Here is a 21,419-nt window from a genome sequence, read left to right on the forward strand (position 1 = left end):
GATTGGTCAGCCGTCACTGTGGATGTCGGGGGCACTGCCCGAATGGGTGTGGGTGCTGCGTCCGCCGGCGCTGTCGCCATGCGGCGAAGTCAGCGGCGCCGAGGCGAGCGCAGGACGCTGCGCCGCCGACGCCGGGTGGCGGCGAAAGTAGTCGCGCGCCTGGTCAAGATCGAGATGGATGCGTCGCTTGAGCGCCTCGATGGAGTCGAAGGTCTCCTCGCCGCGCAGGCGAGCGCAGGGCATCACCGACAGCCGCTGACCGTAGAGCGATTCATCGAAATCGAAAAGATGCACCTCCAGCACCGGCCGATGCGAGCCCACCGTGGGCCGCCAGCCGATGTTGAGCACGCCCTTGATCTCGCGGCCATCTTCCAGCCGGGTCACGGCAGCCAGTACGCCGCGCAGCATCAACGGTCTGTTCAGCAGCGGGATGTTGGCGGTCGGTACGCCGATGGTACGCCCCAGCTGGCGATCCTGCACCACCCGGCCGGCTATCGCGAAGGGGCGGCCCAGCAGCCGCGCCGCCTGCTCGAAGTTACCCGACGCCAGCAGGGTGCGCACCCGGCTGCTGGAGACGCGCTCGCCGGAAAGCATGAAGGTGCGCGTATGCTCGACCTCGAAGCCGCGCTGCGCACCGATGTCGCGCAGCAGATCGAAATCGCCGGCGCGGTCGCAGCCAAAACGGAAGTCGTCACCGACCACCAGGTGGCGCACTCCCAGCCCCTCGATCAGTACCCGCTCGATGAAATCCCGCGCCGACAGCTCGCGCAGCCGACGGTTGAACGGCAGGCAGAGCACCCGGTCGGCACCGTAATCGGCCAGCAGCCGTACCTTGTCGGCCAGCCGGGTGAGCCGCGGCGGGGCCTGTTCGCCGGCGAAATATTCACGCGGCTGCGGCTCGAACACCACTACCACGGCGGGCAGCCCGAGGCGGCGGGCGTGGGCGCCAAGCTGGTCGAGAATCGCCTGGTGGCCGCGATGCACGCCGTCAAAATTGCCGATGGTAACGACGCTGCCCCGGTGTCGGGGGCGCAGGTTGTGCAAGCCTCTGATCAGTTCCATGGGCCCTCACCGGCATCAAAGGGGGCATTATAGCGAAGCCGGCGAGGCTTATCAGCCGGATAAGCGTGCCGCAGTGCCGGTACCGGCCACGCCAGCGGCATGGCCGGGGTGTTGTGATACGACCGCGCTCAGACGCTCTGCGCCAATGAGAAACACGGCGCTGTCGCCGAGGCCAGCAGCCAGTCGCCGCGCCCGCGCGACTTGACCGCATAGAGCGCCCCGTCGGCGGCGCCATAGGCCCTTGTCAGCGCCTCGTGGCTGGCCTCGAAAAGCGTGGCGCCCACGCTCACCGTGACCCGATCGCTGTCGGGATGGGCGGGATGCGGGCAGGGAGGCGCCGCCACCGTCTCCATCAGCTGCCTGCAGTAGTCGGCAACGCCGCTGTCGTCTCGGCAGGGCAAAAGTACGGCGAACTCATCGCCGCCCAGCCGAAACGGCATGGCCCTCTGATCGCACTGTCTCAGCCGCTCCACAAGGGTTTTCAACAGCACATCACCGGCGGGATGGCTCTGCTGCAGCGCAGCGCGAATCTCGCGGACGGCATTCTGGCGCCCGGCCAACAAACCATCGAGCTGCACATAGCGGTCCATATCCGCCCGCGTATCCCCCTGCTGATGAACCAGCAGCAGCAACAACAGCAGCAACAGCACAAGATTGGTCGTACAGAAGGCCAGCAGAAATATTCGCCCTCGACGGCGCTGGCGACGTATGTCGGGTGGCGGGTCTGGAAGCATATCCACGCCGAGTCTCCGGAGGTAATGATCTGCCGGGGTATGGCCGATATACGGTATGTTGCCCGGCAAAAGTTGCCCATAGTCCATCAGGACTGCTTGCCCGACATGCCGGAAGGCGCTTTGATAGCGCCATGAAGACCATCCTGCTGATAGACGACCACGCCCTCTTTCGCTGCGGCATCGCCATGATGCTGTCGGCCGGGCTGGAACACGTCGATATTCTGCAGACCGCCTCGCTTGAAGAGACCCTGAGCCTGCAGGTCGCCGCCCCCCATCTGCTGCTGCTGGATATCAGACTGCAGGGATTGAGCGGGCTTGAAGGCATTACTCTGCTGAAACAGAAATGGCCGACCGCGCGAATCGCCATGCTCTCCGCCTTCGACCTGCCCGCCACCATAAGCGAAGCGGTCGAGCGAGGCGCGCTGGCCTTTATTGCCAAGACCGAAACCCCCGAGCGCCTGCTGTTGCAGGTGGGCACCCTGCTGAACAGCAATCCTCCCGCAAGCGCCGTTTCCGGTGAGATCGGTGCACGACCGAAACTGACACCCCGCCAGCGCGATGTGCTGACGCTGCTTTGCCAGGGGCTGTCGAACAAGGCGATCGGCCGCCATATGGGCCTCTCGGAGCACACGGTACGCGGTCACGTGCAGGCCATTCTGGCAGCCCTGCAGGTCTCCAGCCGCTCGGAGGCGATTTTTGCCTCGCACCGCCTGGGGCTGACGCTTTGACCGGCGACCAGAGGGTCGACATCGAACGCCTGCAGCTGGTGCTGGGCGGCATCGGTCAGTCGCTGCCGATCGGTCTGTTACTGTCGACGCTGCTGCTGGGAGTCTTCTGGTTTTCCATTAACAATCCCGAGGCGCCCCTGTGGCGCCACTATCATCTGGCGCTGCTGCTCTGGTATCCGGCCTTCATGGCGCTGCGCGTCACAGTGGTTGTGTTTTCGCGCTACTGGCTGCAGCGAGGGTTCAGCGCTGAGCGTGTCATGGCCCTGCTTCACTGGCTGCTGCTCTTCAAGGGGCTCGAAGGCGTGATGTGGGGGGCCCTGAGCTGGATCGTGCTGCGCGATGGTGTCAGTCCTGCTGCCTTTGCCCTGCTGCTGGCGCTGATGGCGGCCATCAGCAGCAACGCGGTGGCGATGCTCTCGCCCTTCATGACGCTCTATCTGACGTTTATCGCCCCCAACCTGGTACTGACCACGAGCGGTTTTTTATGGTTGGATGGGCTGGCCTACAAGGCCATGGGCATCTGCTGTCTGATCTATGTACTCGGCCAATACTGGCAGGCCAGGCTGGTAGGACGAGGTCTCAACGATTCGATCACGCTGCGTTTTGCCAATCTCGATCTGGTCGCGCGGCTGGAGACCGAAAAAGCAACGGCCAGCGCCGCCCGTGAACAGGCCGAGCAGGCCAATCGAGCCAAATCGCGCTTTCTCGCCGCCGCCAGCCACGACCTGCGCCAGCCGATCCATGCCCTCGGACTGTTTCTGGAAACGCTCTCCTTCAGTGCCCTGAACGTCACCCAGCATCATGTGCTCGACAGTGCCAGAAGCGCCCATCAAGGCTCGGCGGAGATGCTCAACACCCTGCTCGACTTTTCACGCATCGAGGCCGGAGTCATCAAACCGCGGCGACGCTTCTGTGCGCTGCAGCCGCTGCTCTACAAGCTGGAGAGCGAACTGGCCCCCCAGGCCGACGCCCGCGGACTGGTCTATCGTACGCGTGAGACGCGACTTGCCGTCATCTCCGACCCGGCGCTGCTGGAGCTTATCCTGCGCAATCTGATTGCCAACGCCATTCGCTACACCGAAAGCGGCGGCCTGCTGGTCGCCTGTCGCAGGCGCACCGGGTGTGTATCGATCGAGGTGATCGATACCGGTATCGGCATCGCCCCCGATCAGCATCAGGATATTTTTCGCGAGTTCCACCAGCTGGGCAATCCGGAGCGCGACCGCAGCAAGGGGCTGGGACTGGGGCTGGCGATCGCCCGAGGGCTGGCGCACTCGCTGGGCCACACGCTGACGCTGCGCTCACGGCCGGGGCGCGGCAGTCTTTTTCGACTGATGGTGGCGTGCGCCACCGAAGGGCCGGCGCCGGATATCGATGGCGAATCGGCTGGCAGCCTGGAGCAGTCGCTGGTCGGACGTCGGCTGCTGGTGTTGGACGATGACAGCGCCGTGCGGCTGGGCATGCACCTGCTGCTGAGCGGCTGGGGCTGCAATACCCGCGAGGCCGGCTCCCTCGACGAAGCGCTGGCCCTCGACTGGCCGACACCGCCGGAAGCGATCATCTGCGACTACCGCCTGCGTGAAGAACAGAACGGCGTGAGTGTCATTCGACATCTGCGCGAGCATTTCCATGCCGATGTACCGGCGCTCCTGATTACCGGCGACACGGCCCCCGAACGGCTGCGCGAGGCGGCATCCAGCGAACTGCCGCTGCTGCACAAACCGGTCTCGGCAGCCGCCCTGCAGCAGACACTGAAAACAATGCTGCCGGAACGGACACCTTCTCTCAGCCCCTCAGCCGAAAGTGACGCACCCTGACGCCGGCCAGCCCCAGCCATCCGAAATAGACCACCACGGAGGCCGCAATCAGACCACCCAGCACCCCCAGCCGGCCGGCGATACCCCACTCAAGCCACTGCTGCCAGCCGGGTGATACCAGCAGCAACAGTGCGCCCAGTAGCGCACAGCCCACCGTCAACTGCAGCGCAAGTCGCCCCCAACCGGGCTGGAACCGCAGTACGCCGCGGCGGATCAGCCCGCGGGCCAGCAGACCGGCGTTGAGCCAGGCCGACAGCGCGGTAGCCAACGCCAGCCCGGCATGGGCCAGCGGCCACATCAGGATCAGGTTGAAGACCATATTGGCGACCATGGCGATAATGCCGATGGTGACCGGCGTTTTGGTGTCCTGGCGGGCGTAGTAGCCCGGTGCCAGCACCTTGATCAGCATGAAGGCGATCAGTCCCAGCGCATAGGCGCGCAGGCTCATCGCCGCCATATTGATGTCATGATCGGTCATCGCGCCGTAGTGGAACAGCGTGATCAAAAGCGGCTCGGCCAGCACGATCAGCGCCAACGCCGCCGGCACGCCGATCAGCAGCACGGCGCGAATGCCCCAGTCGATCATGCGCGCAAAGTGGGTCGGATCGTCGGTGGCGTGCTGGCGCGACAGCGCCGGCAGTATCACGGTGCCGATGGCCACGCCGAACACGCCCAGCGGCAGCTCCACCAGCCGGTCGGAGTAGTAGAGCCAGGAGACGCTGCCGCCCACCAGCAGTGAGGCGAGCACGGTATCCAGCAGCAGATTGATCTGCGACACCGACACGCCGAACATCGCCGGCCCCATCAGGCGCAGAATGCGGCGCACCCCCTCGTGGCGAAAGGCAGGGCGAAAGCGCGGCAGCAGGCCGATGCGGGTCAGGAAGGGAATCTGGAACAGCAGCTGGGCGATGCCGGCGATCAGCACGCCCCAGGCAAGCGACATGATCGGCACCTCGAGCAGCGGCGCCAGCCACAGCGCCGCGCCGATCATCGACAGGTTGAGCAGCACCGGCGTGAAGGCCGGCACCGCGAAGCGCCCGTAGCTGTTGAGCACGCTGCCGCTGAAGGCGGTCAGCGAAATCAGCAGCAGATAGGGAAAGGTGATCTGCAGCATTTCGGCGGTCAGCGCCAGTTTGCCGGGCTCGTCGCTGTGAAAGCCGGGGGCGAACAGCCACACCAGCCAGGGGGCACCGGCGATGGCGATTGCGGTGATCGCCACCAGCACCACGGCCAGGCTTCCGGCGGTGGCGTCGAGCAGCTCGCGCACCTCGCACCGCTCGCGCTGGCTGGCGTACTCGGAAAGAATCGGCACAAAGGCCTGGTTGAAGGCGCCCTCGGCGAACAGACGACGCAGAAAGTTGGGAATGCGAAAGGCAATGAAGAAGGCATCGGCGCCGCTGCCGGCGCCGAACAGCGTAGCGATCACCACATCCCGCGCCAGTCCCAGCACGCGCGACATCATGGTCATCACCCCCACCACCAGGCCGGAGCGCAAAAGCCCGGTACCCCTGCGAATCACCTCGTCACTCATGGCTCATTCACCTTTATAAGACGAAAAAACCGGCCTAAGCCGGTTTTTTCGTTCCCTCGGGCAGGCATCCGAAGTCAGGCTGCCAGCGCCTTGATGCGCGCGTTGAGGCGGCTCTTGACGCGAGCGGCCCGTTTTTTGTCAAAAGCGGGCTTGTCGGCAATGCGGTCGATGACGCGCTGCGCGGTACGGAACTCGGCCATGGCAGCGGCGTGGTCGCCGGTGTTGATCGCCTTGATCACGCGCTTGACGTGAGTGCGCACCATGGAACGCTGCGAGGCGTTGTGGCGGCGGCGCTGTTCGGCCTGAAGCGCGCGCTTACGCGCCTGACGGGTATTGGCCATCGTCTACTCCCTGGAGTCTGGACGTTGAGAATTATCAAAAAGCGCCTCTTGAGCGGGCACCTTCATCACAAGGGTGCAGCATTCTATCAGCGCCGACACGGCAATGCCAGTCGCCAGCGTACGCTGAACGATCAATCAGCGCCGATGATCACCATATTGTCGCGGTGGATCAGCTCCGGCGCCTCGATGTAGCCCAGCTGAGCGGCGATATCACGACTCGCGACGCCCTGAATACGGCGAGCGTCGAAGGCATCGTAGTTGACCAGCCCCTTGGCGACCGGCTCGCCGACGCTATCGACGCAGAGTACCATATCGCCGCGGCGAAACTCGCCCTCGACGGCGACCACCCCCACCGCCAGCAGGCTGGATCCCTGGCGGCGCAGCTGGCGCACCGCGCCGTCATCCAGCGTCAACCGCCCGCGCACCTGAAGCTGCCCTGCCAACCAGCGCTTGCGCGCGGTTATCGGGGCGTGATCCGGGGTCAGCAGCGTGCCGACCGACTCCCCGTCGAGCAGCCGTGACAGTACGTGCGGTTGATGGCCGCTGGCGATCAGGGTCAGCGCCCCGGAGCGCGCCGCCAGTCGCGCCGCCCGCACCTTGGTGGCCATGCCGCCACGCCCCAGCCGGCCGCCGTCACCGGCCACCACCGCCCAGCGTGGATCGTCGGCCTTGCCCTCGCCGATCAGCGCGGCTTCCGGATTGCTGCGCGGGTCGGCATCGTATAGCCCCTCCTGATCGGTCAGGATAACCAGCGCATCCGCCTCCAGCAGATTGACCACCAGCGCACCGAGGGTGTCATTGTCGCCGAAGCGAATCTCGTCGGTGACCACGGTGTCGTTTTCGTTGACGATCGGCACCACGCCGAGGCCGAGCAGGGTGCGCAGCGCCGAGCGAGCGTTGAGGTAGCGCTTGCGATTGGAAAGATCGTCATGCGTCAGCAGAATCTGGGCGGTGCGCACGCCGTGGCGAGCAAAGTGATCCTCGTAGCTGCGCACCAGCCCGGTCTGCCCCACCGCGGCGGCGGCCTGTAGATCGTGCAGCGCCGAAGGGCGCACCTGCCAGCCCAGGCGCACCATACCCTCGGCCACCGCGCCGGAGGAGACCAGCACCACCTCGACACCACGCGCGTGAAGTTCGGCAAGCTGATCGACCCATTCGCCGATCGCGCGCTCATCGAGGCCGCGACCGTCATCGGTCAGCAGCGAACTGCCGATCTTGACCACTACCCGGCGCGCACCGCTCACGGCGTCGCGGGCGGCAGCGGGTCGAGTCACCGTGGCATCCGTCATGGCGGTAGTTACTCCTGCTCGCTCAGGGGCGGTACTCGACCTCGACGTCGTGATCGTCGTCGAAGTCGTCATCATCGTCTTCATCGCGGCGCTTGCGCCCGGCCATGAAGGCCAATCGCGCCTCGGTGCGCGCCACCGCTTCCTCCTCCATCCGGCTGCGCACAGCACGCATGCGCTCGGCGAAGGCCTCGTCTTCCTGCTCCAGCCGGCGCTGCTCGGTCAGCCAGCGGTGCACCGCCTGCACCAGTTCGTCAGTGCCCTGACCGGCAATGGCGGCGATGCGAAAGATCGGCCCCTGCCAGTCGAGGCGCTCGACGATACGCATCTCGATCGCCGCGCACTGTTCGTCGTCGAGCAGGTCGCACTTGTTGAGTACCAGCCAGCGGGGACTGTCGGCCAGCGCCGGCGAGAAACGCGCCAGTTCGTGAATGATCTTCTCCGCCGCCTCGGCCGGATCGCTCTCGTCGAAGGGCGCCAGATCGATGACATGCAGCAGCAGCCGGGTGCGGGTGAGGTGCTTGAGAAAGCGCAGGCCAAGCCCGGCGCCGTCGGCGGCGCCCTCGATCAGGCCGGGAATATCGGCCATCACGAAGTGCTCGTGGCGCCCCAGCTGCACCACACCGAGATTGGGCACCAGGGTGGTAAAGGGGTAGTCCGCTACCTTCGGCTTCGCCGCCGACACGGCACGAATCAGGGTCGACTTGCCGGCGTTGGGCATGCCCAATAGCCCCACATCGGCCATCACCTTCATTTCAAGGCGCAGTTGACGCCGATCACCCTCGCCCGCCGGCACGCTCTGACGCGGTGCGCGGTTGGTGGAGGACTTGAAGTGGACATTGCCCATACCACGGCGCCCTCCCTGGGCGACCTTGAGCTGCTGCCCCACCTCGGTGATATCACCAATCACCTCCAGGGTATCGACATCGATCACGGTAGTGCCCACCGGCACCTGAACCAGCAGATCCTCCCCCTGACGACCGTTCATCTGGCTGCCGCGACCGGGCTGGCCGTTGGCCGCCTTGTAAAAGCGCTGAAACTTGAAATCGACCAGGGTGTTGAGCGACTCATCACCGATCAGCACAACACTGCCGCCGTGGCCACCGTCGCCGCCATCGGGGCCACCGCGCGGCACGTACTTCTCGCGGCGAAAGCTGACGCAGCCGCTGCCCCCGTTACCTGCCTCGACCGTAATCGAGGCCTCATCGACGAACTGCATGCCACTACTCCCGGCGCTGGCCGCCCTGGCAGATCATGGATATAAAAAAGCCCCGCCTGAGCGGGGCCCTTTCATCACGGTCAAGCGCGCTCAGGCAGAGACGATGCTGACGTGCTTGCGCTTTTTCGGTCCCTTGACCTCGAACTTCACCGCGCCATCGCGCAGGGCGAAGAGGGTGTAGTCACGACCGACACCAACGCCTTCACCGGCGTGGAAGCGAGTGCCGCGCTGACGCACGATGATGCTGCCGGCAGACGCCTGCTGACCACCGAAGAGCTTGACGCCAAGGCGCTTGGACTGTGAGTCGCGACCGTTACGGGTACTACCTGCGGCCTTTTTATGTGCCATGAGGCTGCCTCCTGAAAATGCGGAAAATTGCCGGGAAAGTCCGGCGACGCCGAAAGAGCGTCCTGCTTATGCAGAGATTCCGGTGATTTTGACTTCAGTGTACCACTGACGGTGGCCCTGACGCTTCATATGATGCTTGCGGCGGCGGAACTTGAGGATATGTACCTTCTCGCCGCGACCGTGCGACACCACCTCGGCACTGACCTTCGCACCGTCGACCAGCGGCGCACCGATCTGAACATCGTCGCCGCCAACCATCAGTACCTGGTCGAAATCGAGGCTGTCGCCGGTGGCCACATCCAGCTTTTCGAGCCTGACGCGCTGGCCTTCCTGGACGCGGTACTGCTTGCCGCCGCTCTTGATAACTGCGTACATGACTGTCTCCAACTACTCATCCAATGGGCTGCTTCATCGACCTGTGGCAAATGGCAAACCGCAACGCGCAGGATACCGATACGGGTTCCATGCCTGCGCGCGTGCCATCTTACAGGGAGCACGATGAGTCAAGGGCGCGGATTATAAACCCGTTGCCGGCCCGGGCTCAAGCGCCGATGTCGTGTCCTTCTGTCGGCCATCTCCCTCGCCGCGAGCAGTCGCCGCAAAACCGGTGTGGCCTGCAACGCCAACCTTGAACCCCATCTCGACAGGCCCTAGCATACCGGACAACGCCAACGATCAACGCCCAGCGGGGGCCGGCCAGCACTGCCCGGCCATTCCGGCTCCCTCTCTCCTGCCGGTCCGGGCGCCCGCCTGCAGGGATAAAACCCGAGGTTCATCGTGAACAGCCAAGCCGTTCCATCTGCCGTCGCCAGGCCCCATGACCCTGTCATGGAGGACTTTGCCGCGGTTGATCGCACTATCCGCGCTCAACTCGCCTCTCGGGTACCGCTGATCGAGACCATCGGCCACTACATTATCGACAGCGGCGGCAAGCGCGTGCGGCCGCTGCTGTCGCTGCTCTGCGCCCGCGCGCTGGGCTATCAGGGCGACAGGCATATTCTGCTGGCGGCACTGATCGAATTCATGCACACCTCGACGCTGCTACACGATGACGTCGTCGACGAATCCCACCTGCGCCGTGGCAGACCCACCGCCAACGACACCTGGGGCAACGCGCCCTCGGTGCTGGTGGGCGACTTCCTCTATTCGCGCTCGTTCGAAATGATGGTCGACGTCGGCTCGATGCCGATCATGGCGATTCTCTCCCACGCCACCTCGGTAATCGCCGAGGGCGAAGTGCTGCAGCTGACCAATATCGGCAATGCCGATATCGACGAAGAGGCCTACTTCGCTACCATTCGCGGCAAGACCGCCATGCTGTTCGAGGCCGCGTCCCACACCGGCGCGGTGGTGGCCGAAGGCAGCGATGAACAGGTCGAGGCGCTGCGCCGCTACGGCAGCTACCTGGGGCTCGCCTTTCAGTTGATCGACGATCTGCTCGACTACCAGGGCAACGCCGGCGAAATGGGCAAGAACGTCGGTGACGACCTCGCCGAGGGCAAGCCGACCCTGCCACTGATTTACGCCATGGCGGTCGGCACCCCGGCTCAGGCGGAGACCGTACGCAGCGCGATCAGTGAAGGCGGCCTGTCGCGATTGGAGGAAGTGCTGGCCATCGTGCGCGATACCGGCGCACTCGACTACACCCGCCGGCGCGCCGTCGAGATGGTCGACCAGGCGCTGCAACAACTGACCTGCCTGCCGCCCTCCCCCTATCGCGAGAGCCTTGAAATGCTGGTGCGTCAGGCGGTCGACCGCCACGCCTGAGAGCCTTGCATTACAGCGCACAGGCCGTATAATGCGCCCCGTCAATCAGGCACGCCAAACGGCGTTGCCATAGTAAACGGAATATAGCTCAGCTTGGTAGAGCGCTGCCTTCGGGAGGCAGAGGTCGCAGGTTCGAATCCTGCTATTCCGACCAGATTTGAAAACGGCCACTCTGCGAAAGCAGCGGTGGCCGTTTTTTGTGTGCCTTCAATCAGGAACCCCGGGGGCAGCGTGATGCAACAGAAGCGGCGATACCCGTGAAACGCGACCTCGAGAGGCGGTCGATCTTCATTGTTTACCTCGCGATCGCTCTCATCCTCGGCGTCCGGTTCGCTTTTCGCCACCCTGAAACCCATCCATTAAAAGAGATACCCGCGCGCTGCATCGGATGAAAGCAGGGGATCGAGGAGAGACCAGGTCCGGCATCGTTACGGTGCCTCATCCGAAAAAGGATCTAAACAAGGGCCTGGCACAAGCAATCAGGAAAAGCGCCGGCCTCAAATGAGACCGGACACTGCTGCCCCACTACAGGAGAGAGCCATGTTGTTTCCCATTGCCATCGAACGCGGTGACGAAGATCACGCCTACGGCGTTGCCGTGCCGGATCTGCCCGGCTGCTTCTCGGCGGGTGGCACCTTCGAGGAAGCGCTGGCCAATGTTCGAGAAGCCATTGACGGCTGGCTGACGGTCGCGGTCGAGCACGGCGATCCCATCCCCGAAGCGACCAACATCGAGAACCATGTCGACGATCCCGACTACGCCGGCTGGATCTGGGCAATCGTCGACATCGACGTGACCCCCTACCTGGGCAAGAGCCACAAGATCAACGTCACCCTCCCCGACCTGCTGCTCAAGCAGATCGACGACTTCGTGGCGACCCACGCCAGCGACAGGACCCGTTCCGGCTTTCTGTCTCGGGTCGCCATGCAAGAGCTGGCGCGGTCGAAAAAAATCGCATAACTCAAAGCGAGCCGTTACCACGAGGGCGGCTCGCTGTTTTTGACGGGTAAACGCCGCGCTTTCTGCTCATGTCAATACCTGAGTGGCGGCAAAAGCGCCGGGCGTAGCGAAAGCGGACACGTCACCCCTCCTCCACCGGCGCCACATCCACCGACACTTCCAGTTGATGACTGCTGCCGCCGTTCATCACCCCCTTCAGCGGCGGCACGTCACCGTAGTCGCGTCCCCAGCCCAGCACCAGATGGCGAGTGCCCGGCAGCGAGCCGTTGGTGGGGTCGAGCTCCAGCCAGCCCCAGCCGGGCAGATAGAGCGCCACCCAGGCGTGAGAGGCGTCGGCTCCCACCAACCGCGGCTGGCCCGGCGGCGGCAGGGTTTCGAGGTAGCCGCTGACGTAGCGCGCCGCCAGGCCCATAGAGCGCAGCGCGCCGATCATCAGATGGGCGAAGTCCTGACAGACGCCGCGCCGCTCGACAAGTACCTCATGGATCGGCGTGGCCAGCGTCGAGAAACCGGGAGCGTAGGTGAACTCTTCGAAAATGCGGCGGTTGAGATCGCATACCGCATCGAACAGGGCACGGCCCGGCGGAAAGCTCGGCAGGGCAAAATCGCGCAGGGCGTCGCTGCGCGCCACAAAGGGAGAGTCGAGCTGGAACTGACGCAGCTCGGGCGAATGCCGCGCCTCCTCCACCGCTGCTTCACGGGTCGGCCGATAGCTCTCCGGCGGGTCGGGGCGCGGCAGGGTTTCCACTTCGCTGACGGCGGTGACCGTCATGCTGTGGTGAATTTTCTGAATGCTGAAGGCCGTCACGCCGTTGCCGAAAAAATCCGGCCGCTGCTGACGAACCGCCGGGCGCGGCACGATATCGATCCGACTGCCGGTAATCTGCTGCCAGTCGAGCTGACGCAGTGCCAGGCGCGCTTCGTTATGGCACAGCGAGACCGGCGCGGCGTAGTCGTAACGGGTCATATGACGAACGCGATAGCGCATGTAAGACCTCCCCCTCAGGGCGCCTGCATGGGAATCAGCTGACGCGGCGGTTCGGCATGACTGAAGTGGTTGAGCTCGATCGCCCGCGGCAACGCCGCTATCGGCGTCAGCAGGGCATCGAGTAGCGCCGCCAGCGCCGCACGGGCGCCATCATCCTCGTCCACCCGCACCAGCGTCGCCAGGTCCGCCAGATGCAGCGTCGAGCGAGCGCGAATCAAAAGCTGCGTCTCCTCGCTGCGGTAGGGGGTGTTGCCGGGCTGCGGCAGATGCTCGATCTGACGCGCCAGCCGCTTGCACATGTACCCCACCGAGCGCGGGTTGCCTTCGTCGAACAGCAGCAGATCGAGGATCGCCGCCGGATGCAGCGCGCTGCGATAGCGGCGCCGATAAGCGGTGGCGTTGTCGGTGCTGGCCAGCATGATTTCACATAGCGGATCGCGCACGAGACAGGCATCGACCAGCGCGAAGCGCAGTAGGCCAAGGGTGGTCAGAGTGCGTTCGATAAAGCGGCCGATATCCATGAAGCGCCAGCCATAGTGGTGCGGCATGGTCTCGTTGCAGAGGCCGAAAAAGGCCGCCAGCCGCGACACCATGGTCTCGGTGGCGCGGCGCGCCCCGGCGACATCGAGCCGGGCAAGGCCTGTCGCCTCCTGACGCATGCGGTTGAATACCCACCAGGCGTCGTCACCGAGGTAGTCGCGCACGGCGCGGCCATTGCTGATCATGCGATGAACCAGCGTCGGCAGGGCGTCCTCCGGCCCCTCCCGCAGCAGTGCCAGCAGCCGCTGCTGATCGCTGCCGACGGGCGCAACGCCGGCGGCCGTGGCCGCATCCTCGCCCTCCAGAAGCTTCAGGAGCTCGGCCAGACTCTCATCCCGGAACGCCTCCTGATCCTGCTCCATCAGCCGGTAGAAGCCTTCGCGCAGCAGCCGCGTACGACCGTCGAGACGCTCACCGTAGCGCCCCAGCCAGAACAGGCTGTCCGCCACCCGGCTGGGCAGATCATCGCCATCACGGGTGACCACCAGCGGCTGCCGCGAGCGCCGCAGACGGCTGACGTGAGGCTGCGGCGTCTCGGCGGTGACCCATACATCGCGCACGCACTGGCTGGCCTGCAGTGCCGTGCCGGGAGCGCCCCGCCACGCCAGGCCACCGGGCATCACCTCGTGGTGGGAGAACTGCGCCTGATCGTCGAACAGGGCCTGGCTGAAGCAGCGCATATTGAAAGGCGCGGGATGCAGGGAAGCACTGTCGGCACCGACAAAGGGTGCGGTGGCGCCGGCCACCGGCCGCGACGCCACGAAACGCTCCGGCTCGGCCTCGACGGCGCGGCGCAGGGCACGCGCCTGTGCCTCATCGAGCGCCGACGGCCTCGGCTCGGCCGTGTCGCCATCGAGGCGCTGAAAGTGCAGCGCGTCGAAATCGTCGAGCGCCCACTCGCGGCCCGCTTCGCTGCCGCACCAGTGGCGCTCGACACCGTCGATCATGAGGCTCTCGCCCAGCAGTCTCTCGCACAGAATGGGCAGATGAGCGGCGATCAGCGGATGCTCCAGCGCCCCTACGCCGGGCAGGTTGGTGACGCTGACGCCGCCGGCGCGAATCGCCTGCAGAAGCCCCGGCACGCCAATCAGGGAGTCACCTCGCAGCTCCAGCGGGTCGCACCAGGCGTCGCCAATGCGGCGCGTCAGCACGTCGATGGGCTCGAGCCCGCCCAGGGTGCGCATCCACAGGCGGTTATCGCGCACCACCAGGTCGCTCCCCTCGACCAGCACGAGGTTGAGATAATGCGCCAGGTAGGCGTGCTCGAAGTGACCGTCGCGGGCATGGCCGGGGGCCAGCAGGGCAATAACGGGATGGTCGAGATTGAGCTTCGACAGCGCCGACAGTGATTCATGGCGCCGGCCCAGGAAGGGAGCAAGGCGCTTGAGCGGGGCATCGCGATAGATATCCGGCAGCACCCGCGCCATCACGATCCGGTTTTCCAGCGCATAGCCCATACCGGCCGGGGTCTGCAGATGGTCGGCGAGCACCCGCCAGCGGCCGTCGGCGTCGAGGGTGAGATCGACGCCGTGCAGCGTCAGGGCGCTCTCCTCATCGCCCACCAGCGGCGCGCAGGGCAGCCAGAAGGCGGGGTTGGCGAACAGCGCGTCGGCCGGCAGCACGGCCTGGTTCAGCATCCGCCGCGGGCCGTACAGGTCGGCCAGCAGCGCCTTCATCAGGCGGGAGCGCTGCACCAGCCCCTTTTCCAGCTCGCGCCACTGCGCCGGCGCCATCATCAGCGGCAGCGGGTCGATCTGCCACGGCCGGCCGCTCTCGGCGTCCTCGGTGAGCGGCCCGTGGGTAACACCGTTTTCGAACAGCAGACGCTGAATCTCGTCGCGCCGGCGCCCCAGTTCCTCCCGGCCCAGGCCTTCCAGCGCGGTCAGCAGCGGCTGCCAGCGCGCCTCCGGCGCGGCGGTCATGAGATCAAGACCACTGCCGACGACATAGCGCTCGGCCCAGGCATTCATCAGCGCATCGCTCACCTGTCGTTCATCTCCGGGTTACCGAGCGACTCATCCACGCACCGACATGCGTCGCAGATCAAGGGTAAAGGGGTAGTCGCGGGTGACCGCCGCCGCCGGCAGCTCGGTGCTGCCCTGGCGGTGGCCGTAAGCTTCGAAACGCGCCAGCCGTCGTCCCTCGGCCTCGTTGGCATTGACCGGGAAAGTATCGAAATTACGCCCGCCCGGATGCGCCACGTGATAGGTGCAGCCGCCGATCGAGCGGCCGTTCCATGTATCAAGGATATCGAAGACCAGCGGCGCATGCACCGCAATCAGCGGATGCAGCGCCGAACTCGGCTGCCAGGCGCGAAAGCGCACCCCGGCGACCCGCTCGCCGTTGCGATCGGTCTCGCGCAGCGGCACCCGGTGCCCGTTGCAGGTCACCACGTAGCGGTCACCGCTCATGCCGGTCACGCGCACCTGAACGCGCTCCAGCGAGGCGTCGACGTAGCGCGAGGTACCGCCACCGCTGGCCTCCTCGCCGAGCACGTGCCAGGGTTCCAGCGCCTGGCGCAGCTCCAGCTCGACGCCCTGGTAGTGCACCCGCCCCAGTACCGGACAGCGGAACTCCAGAAAGGGCGCGAACCACTCGGGCTCGAAGTGCATGCCATCGGCATCGAGATCGGCCAGTACCTCCTCGAGATCCTGCCAGAGGTAGTGCGGCAGCATCCAGCGATCGTGCAGCGCCGTGCCCCAGCGCACCAGCCCGGTAGGCGCCGGGCGCTCCCAGAAACGTACCACCAGGGCGCGTATCAGCAGCCCCTGCATCAGGCTCATGCGCGGATGAGGCGGCATCTCGAGGCCGCGCAGTTCGAGCAGCCCCAACCGGCCGCTGTCGCTGTCCGGCGAGTAGAGCTTGTCGATACAGAACTCGGCGCGGTGGGTGTTGCCGGTCAGATCGGTGAGCAAATGGCGAAACAGCCGGTCGACCTGCCACGGTGCCGCTGTCGCCCCGTCGGGCAGCTGGGCAAGCGCCAGCTCCAGTTCGTGAAGCGACTCGTGGCGCGCCTCGTCGACGCGCGGCGCCTGGCTGGTCGGGCCGATGAAAAGCCCCGAAAAAAGATACGAGAGTGCCGGATGACGCTGCCAGTAGCTGATCATGCCGGCCAGCAGCGACGGGCGGCGCAAAAAGGGCGAGTCGGCCGGCGTGGCGCCGCCGAGGGTGACGTGGCTACCGCCGCCGGTCCCGGTGTGGCGGCCGTCGAGCATGAACTTCTCCGCCCCCAGCCGGGTCAGCCGCGCCTGCTCATAGAGGGTCTGCGTCTGCGCCACCAGCGCCGGCCAGCTCTCCGCCGGCATGATGTTGACCTCGATCACGCCCGGGTCGGGGGTAATCATGAACTGCCTGAGACGTGCATCCGCCGGCGGCGGATAGCCCTCGATGAACACCGGCATCGAGAGTTCGGCGGCGCTCGCTTCCACCGCCGCGATCAGCTCGAGATAGTGTGCCAGCTGCGTCAGCGGCGGTACGAAGACATAGAGCTGGCCGTCGCGGGTTTCAAGGCAGAGGCTGGTCACAATGGTCTCGGCATGGCCCGTGCGCTCGTTCACCGCGGCGTGGTGGGCGCCGCTGCCCTCTCCGTCGCCGGCATGGCGCGTTCTGCTTGCGCCCAGGGCGTTATAGGGCAGACTCTCGGCGTTCTCGACGCGCTCGCCACCATGCGATCGGTCCTGCGCCGCCCCTGACATCTGACGCACCGCGTGATAGCGGCGGGTGACGGTGTCGTGGGGGTCGGGCAACGCCGTCGGCGGTGCCCAGAGTGAATGCGGCTGATCGGGGTCGAGAAACCCGGCCTGTGGCAGCGACGAAAGCGGTAGCCGCAGCCCCATCGGCGAGTCGCCGGGAATCAGATAGAGATGATCGCGCCGCAGCGGCCAGTCACCGCTCTCCCAACCCTGACGTTCAGCGTCGAAGCGCAGCGGCAGCGCATAGCCCACCACGCTGCCCAGCCCCTGCTCCAGCAACCGCGCCAGCCGGCGGCGCTCCTCGTCGTCATCGAGGTTATGCTGGCGCGGGTCGATATCAACGGCCAGGCTGCGCTCGCGCCATAAATAGTAGAAGGCGTCCTCGTAACCGGGCAGCAGATGATCCGCCTCGACGCCCAGGTGCGCGGCCAGCACCCGGCCAAAGCGCAGCGCCTCGTCGGCGCCGAAGCCGGGGTTGTCGCCCTCGCGCGCCAGCCAGCGCTCGTCGCGCCACAGCGGTACGCCGTCACGGCGCCAGTAGCAGGCCAGCGCCCAGCGCGGCAGCGGCTCGCCCGGGTACCACTTGCCCTGGCGATAGTGCAAAAGCCCATGCGGGGCGAAAGCATGGCGCAGCCGCCCCAGCAATTCGCCCGCCAGCCGGCGCTTGTTGGCCCCCTGAGCCGCGGTATTCCACTCCGGCGCCTCCATGTCGTCGATCGACACGAAGGTCGGCTCGCCGCCCATGGTAAGGCGCACATCACCCGCCGCCAGACGCTGGTCGACCTGTGCGCCGAGGCGCTCGATCGCCGCCCACTGCGTCTCGCTGTAAGGCAGCGTGACACGCGGCGTCTCGTGAATGCGGGTCACGCTCATGGCGAAATCGAAGCTCACCTCGCACTCGTCGGACATCCCCTCGATGGGGGCCGCGCCGGAGGGTTCCGGAGTGGCGGCCAGCGGAATATGGCCCTCGCCGGCCAGCAGACCTGAAGTGGGATCGAGGCCGATCCAGCCGGCACCGGGAATATAGACCTCGGTCCAGGCATGCAGGTCGGTGAAGTCGGACTCGCTGCCGGAGGGGCCATCAAGCGCTTTTACATCGGCGGTGAGCTGGATCAGATAGCCCGACACGAAGCGCGCTGCCAGCCCCAGCCGGCGCAGCGCCTGTACCAGCAACCAGGCGGAGTCGCGGCACGAGCCGCTGCCTTTTTCCAGCGTCTGCTCGGCGCTCTGCACGCCCGGCGCCATACGCACCAGATAGTTGATATCGTCCTGCACCCGGCGGTTAAGCATGACCAGAAAGTCGGTAATCGGCTGCGACTCGCGCGGCACCTCGGCAAGCCAGGCCTCCAACCGTGCGCTCTCTTCACTGATCACCAGACAGGGTGCCAGCTCGTCGGCCAGCGCCGGCGGATAGCTGAAGGGGAAGTGGTCGGCATACGCCTCGACGAAGAAGTCGAAGGGGTTGATCACCGTCATCGCCGCGATCACCTCGACCGCGATATCCAGCCGCGTCACCGGTTCGGGAAAGACCACCCGCGCGACGAAGTTGCCAAACGGATCCTGCTGCCAGTTGATAAAATGCGGACGGGCAGAGATATCCAGTGACCACGCCTCGATCGGCGTGCGCGTATGAGGCGCCGGGCGCAGGCGAATCAGATGGGGCGAAAGCCTGACCGGACGGTCGAAGATGTAGGCGGTGCGATGAGACAGGGCAACGCTAAGCGTCATGACGACCTCCCGGGGCGAACAGCATACGGTAATGACCTGAAACGGCAGGGGCAGGGCGACCCGAACACAGAACCTGCCCATTTTACTATACTGATTGATAGTGGCTCGTGACGTTTATAACCCTACCTATCGTCACAGGCTTTATAGATAAAGAACAGATAGCAGTTGTATTCCTTCTCACAGGGAGTCTTTCGAGATGGGCAATGTGGACTGGACGCAATATCCCAGCGCGGCGTTCTACGATGAACTGCTCGCTACCGGCGGCGCCCCACGCACTGCCGCCCGGCCATTATGCGACATGCTCGCCGGTTTTACGCCACAGGAGCTGCAGGAGCGCAAGAACGCCGCCGAAATCGCCATTCGCACCATGGGCATTACCTTCACGGTCTACTCCGAAGGCAGCATGATCGACCGCGCCTGGCCCTTCGACATCGTCCCGCGCATCATTCCCGCCGGTGAGTGGCGCACCATCGAGGCGGGCCTCAAGCAGCGCGTCGATGCCCTCAATCTCTTTATCGACGACCTCTATCACGACCAGAAGGTCATCCGTGACGGCATATTGCCGCGTGAAATCCTCGATCAGTCGGTCAATTTCCGCCCCCAGTGCATGGGCATCAGCCCGCCCCATGGAGTCTGGGCACACATCTGCGGCTCCGACCTGGTGCGCGGCGGCGACGGTACCGTCTACGTGCTGGAGGACAACCTGCGGGTGCCCTCGGGTGTCTCCTACATGCTGGAGAATCGCAACGTCACCAAGCGGGTGCTGCCGGAGCTGTTTCAGACCGGCCGCATTCTGCCGGTGGACGACTATCCGGCGCAGCTCTACGACATGCTGGCCAGCATGTCGCCGCGCCCCGGCGATGACCCGCGCATCGTGGTACTGACACCCGGTATCTACAACTCGGCCTACTACGAGCACGCCTATCTGGCACAGCAGATCGGCGCCGAACTGGTGCAGGGTTCCGACCTGGTGGTCGACGACAACGACATCGTCTACATGCATACCGTGGAAGGACTGGAACGGGTCGACGTGATCTACCGTCGAGTCGACGATCTGTTCCTCGACCCGGAGACCTTCCGGGCCGACTCGATGCTGGGCACGCCGGGACTGATGCGCGCCTGGCGCGCCGGCAAAGTAGCACTGGCCAACGCCCCCGGTGCCGGCGTCGCCGATGACAAGGTGGTCTACGCCTTCGTGCCCCAACTGATCCGCTACTATCTCGATCAGGAAGCGCTGCTGCCCAACGTGCCGAGCTATCTGTGCATGTTCGAGGAGGACCGCCGCTATGTGCTCGACCATCTCGACGAGCTGGTGGTCAAGCCGGCCAACGAGTCCGGCGGCTACGGCATGCTGATCGGCCCGCGCGCCAGTGCCGAGGAGCGTGCCGAGTTCGCCCGCCGTATCGAGCACGATCCGCGCAACTACATGGCACAGCCGACGCTGGCACTCTCCACCGCACCCACCCTGTTCGACGGCAGCCCCGAGCCGCGCCACGTCGATCTGCGCCCCTTCATCCTCTCCGGCCCCGACACCCAGGTCACCATGGGCGGTCTGACCCGCGTGGCGCTGGTCAAGAACTCGCTGGTGGTCAACTCTTCCCAGGGGGGTGGCAGCAAGGACACCTGGATCGTCGAAACGGAGGAGGACTAAGCCATGCTGTCACGTGTTGCCGAAAACCTGTACTGGATGGCGCGCTACGTCGAGCGTGCCGAGGACACCGCCCGGCTGGTGAGCGTCAACGCCAATCTGCTGCTCGATATGCCCAGCCGAGCGGCGTTGAGCTGGTCGACGCTGATCGACATTACCGGTAACGGCGAGCAGTTCGACTCGCTCTACGAGCGCCGCAGCGAAGCGAACGTTGTCGAATTTTTGTGCGTGTCGCCGCAAAACGGCGGCTCGATCCTGTCGTCGCTGGCTGCCGCGCGCGAGAATCTGCGCACTACCCGCGACGTGGTACCGCGCGAAATCTGGGAAGAGATCAACCTGTGCTATCTGGAGCTCGGCGAGCAGAGCCGCAAGAGCTTCGGCACCCGCCAGCGCGATGATTTTCTCAAACGGGTCGTGCGCGCCTGCCAGCACCTGACCGGGCTGATCGAGGGCACCCTGAGCTACTCCGAGGCGCGTACCTTCATGTCACTGGGGCGCTATCTGGAGCGCGCCGACATGACCACCCGCATTATCGACGTGCGCTCCGAGAATCTGCTGCCGCGCAGCCCGGGCGAACTGATCCCCTTCGAGCACCTGCAGTGGATGAGCGTGCTCAAGTCGCTGACCGCTTATCAGATGTACCGTCAGGAGGTGCGGCTGCGGGTGCGCGGACCGGACGTGCTGCACTTTGTGCTGCAGAGCCGCACTCTGCCGCGCTCGGTGCTGTGCAGCCTGGAGGAGGCGAGCCTGGAACTTCAGCACCTGCCTCACCACGACCGCCCGCTGGCGATGGCCACCCTGGTGCGCGCCGAGGTCGCCGAAGCCGACGTACAGAAGCTGGCCCACTCACCGGACGAGCTGCATCAACTGATCGACGACTTCCAGATCGGTTTCAACAACCTTCATGAAGCGATCGCCAGCACCTGGTTTGCCGTGCCGGAGCGGCCGCTGCGCGCCTCGCCGGCTCAGGCGCAGGACAACAGCGCCGAACACGACCCGGACGAAGACTGAGCCACTCCCGGCGCGGCGA

General features: G+C 65.5%; 18 protein-coding genes and 1 tRNA gene. 8 read left to right on the plus strand and 11 right to left on the minus strand.

Annotated features, from left to right (window positions below; all coding sequences use genetic code 11):
• Positions 1-6 precede the first annotated feature (6 nt).
• Together ribF and H146_RS22340 are read right to left on the minus strand one after the other, a co-directional pair.
• Positions 7-1,062 carry a bifunctional riboflavin kinase/FAD synthetase gene (ribF, locus tag H146_RS0113055; RefSeq protein ID WP_019952325.1) on the minus strand — a complete coding sequence of 352 codons (1,056 nt, stop codon included), beginning with the start codon at positions 1,060-1,062 and terminating at the stop codon, positions 7-9.
• Between the two features lie 128 nt (positions 1,063-1,190).
• On the minus strand, positions 1,191-1,796 hold the full coding sequence (locus H146_RS22340; RefSeq protein ID WP_281169621.1) for a GGDEF domain-containing protein: 606 nt from the start codon (positions 1,794-1,796) through the stop codon (positions 1,191-1,193).
• A gap of 131 nt (positions 1,797-1,927) precedes the next feature.
• Between H146_RS22340 and H146_RS0113065 the strand changes: the two genes are divergently transcribed.
• Positions 1,928-2,524 (plus strand): response regulator, encoded by a 597-nt coding sequence (locus H146_RS0113065; protein ID WP_019952327.1) that lies wholly within the window; start codon positions 1,928-1,930, stop codon positions 2,522-2,524.
• Positions 2,521-4,341 carry an ATP-binding response regulator gene (locus tag H146_RS0113070; RefSeq protein WP_019952328.1) on the plus strand — a complete coding sequence of 607 codons (1,821 nt, stop codon included), beginning with the start codon at positions 2,521-2,523 and terminating at the stop codon, positions 4,339-4,341. Before H146_RS0113065 ends, H146_RS0113070 begins: the two co-directional genes overlap by 4 nt.
• On the opposite strand, the gene murJ is transcribed toward H146_RS0113070, so the two are convergent.
• The 6 genes from murJ to rplU form a co-directional block, all read right to left on the minus strand.
• The gene (gene murJ, locus H146_RS0113075) at positions 4,310-5,872 is read right to left on the minus strand and encodes a murein biosynthesis integral membrane protein MurJ (RefSeq protein WP_019952329.1); all 1,563 of its coding nucleotides are present in this window, start codon (positions 5,870-5,872) and stop codon (positions 4,310-4,312) included. The two genes, H146_RS0113070 and murJ, sit on opposite strands and share 32 nt — an antisense overlap.
• A gap of 74 nt (positions 5,873-5,946) precedes the next feature.
• On the minus strand, positions 5,947-6,213 hold the full coding sequence (gene rpsT / locus H146_RS0113080) for a 30S ribosomal protein S20 (RefSeq protein WP_019952330.1): 267 nt from the start codon (positions 6,211-6,213) through the stop codon (positions 5,947-5,949).
• A 131-nt stretch (positions 6,214-6,344) separates the two neighbouring features.
• Positions 6,345-7,502, minus strand: a complete 1,158-nt coding sequence (gene proB, locus H146_RS0113085) for a glutamate 5-kinase (protein ID WP_019952331.1) — start codon at positions 7,500-7,502, stop codon at positions 6,345-6,347.
• 22 nt (positions 7,503-7,524) lie between these two features.
• On the minus strand, positions 7,525-8,718 hold the full coding sequence (cgtA, locus tag H146_RS0113090; protein ID WP_019952332.1) for an Obg family GTPase CgtA: 1,194 nt from the start codon (positions 8,716-8,718) through the stop codon (positions 7,525-7,527).
• A gap of 90 nt (positions 8,719-8,808) precedes the next feature.
• A complete protein-coding gene (gene rpmA / locus H146_RS0113095) occupies positions 8,809-9,066 on the minus strand; it encodes a 50S ribosomal protein L27 (protein ID WP_019952333.1) in 258 nt (85 codons plus the stop codon).
• A 66-nt stretch (positions 9,067-9,132) separates the two neighbouring features.
• The gene (rplU, locus tag H146_RS0113100) at positions 9,133-9,441 is read right to left on the minus strand and encodes a 50S ribosomal protein L21 (RefSeq protein ID WP_019952334.1); all 309 of its coding nucleotides are present in this window, start codon (positions 9,439-9,441) and stop codon (positions 9,133-9,135) included.
• Positions 9,442-9,894: 453 nt separating this feature from the next.
• Between rplU and H146_RS0113105 the strand changes: the two genes are divergently transcribed.
• The 4 genes from H146_RS0113105 to H146_RS0113115 all read left to right on the plus strand — a co-directional run bounded on the left by H146_RS0113105 (position 9,895) and on the right by H146_RS0113115 (position 11,793).
• On the plus strand, positions 9,895-10,833 hold the full coding sequence (locus H146_RS0113105) for a polyprenyl synthetase family protein (RefSeq protein WP_019952335.1): 939 nt from the start codon (positions 9,895-9,897) through the stop codon (positions 10,831-10,833).
• A gap of 77 nt (positions 10,834-10,910) precedes the next feature.
• Positions 10,911-10,987, plus strand: a tRNA-Pro gene (locus H146_RS0113110).
• Positions 10,988-11,221: 234 nt separating this feature from the next.
• On the plus strand, positions 11,222-11,338 hold the full coding sequence (locus H146_RS21445; RefSeq protein WP_019952336.1) for a type II toxin-antitoxin system HicA family toxin: 117 nt from the start codon (positions 11,222-11,224) through the stop codon (positions 11,336-11,338).
• A gap of 35 nt (positions 11,339-11,373) precedes the next feature.
• Complete coding sequence (locus tag H146_RS0113115; protein ID WP_019952337.1) at positions 11,374-11,793, plus strand: type II toxin-antitoxin system HicB family antitoxin; 420 nt, start codon at positions 11,374-11,376, stop codon at positions 11,791-11,793.
• Positions 11,794-11,914: 121 nt separating this feature from the next.
• On the opposite strand, the gene H146_RS0113120 is transcribed toward H146_RS0113115, so the two are convergent.
• Genes H146_RS0113120 through H146_RS0113130 form a run of 3 tightly spaced genes read right to left on the minus strand, consistent with a single transcriptional unit; the run spans position 11,915 to position 18,741 of the window.
• A complete protein-coding gene (locus H146_RS0113120) occupies positions 11,915-12,781 on the minus strand; it encodes a transglutaminase family protein (RefSeq protein ID WP_019952338.1) in 867 nt (288 codons plus the stop codon).
• 14 nt (positions 12,782-12,795) lie between these two features.
• Positions 12,796-15,306, minus strand: a complete 2,511-nt coding sequence (locus H146_RS0113125; RefSeq protein ID WP_019952339.1) for a circularly permuted type 2 ATP-grasp protein — start codon at positions 15,304-15,306, stop codon at positions 12,796-12,798.
• A gap of 30 nt (positions 15,307-15,336) precedes the next feature.
• Entirely contained in the window at positions 15,337-18,741 is a 3,405-nt protein-coding gene (locus H146_RS0113130) for a transglutaminase family protein (protein WP_019952340.1), read from the minus strand.
• Positions 18,742-18,937: 196 nt separating this feature from the next.
• Between H146_RS0113130 and H146_RS0113135 the strand changes: the two genes are divergently transcribed.
• Both H146_RS0113135 and H146_RS0113140 read left to right on the plus strand, forming a co-directional pair.
• A complete protein-coding gene (locus H146_RS0113135; protein WP_019952341.1) occupies positions 18,938-20,392 on the plus strand; it encodes a circularly permuted type 2 ATP-grasp protein in 1,455 nt (484 codons plus the stop codon).
• A 3-nt stretch (positions 20,393-20,395) separates the two neighbouring features.
• Positions 20,396-21,400: an alpha-E domain-containing protein gene (locus H146_RS0113140; RefSeq protein ID WP_019952342.1), complete on the plus strand. Its 1,005-nt coding sequence runs from the start codon at positions 20,396-20,398 to the stop codon at positions 21,398-21,400.
• Positions 21,401-21,419: the final 19 nt, after the last annotated feature.

The organism is Kushneria aurantia DSM 21353 (assembly GCF_000382245.1).
Classification (GTDB): Bacteria; Pseudomonadota; Gammaproteobacteria; order Pseudomonadales; family Halomonadaceae; genus Kushneria; species Kushneria aurantia.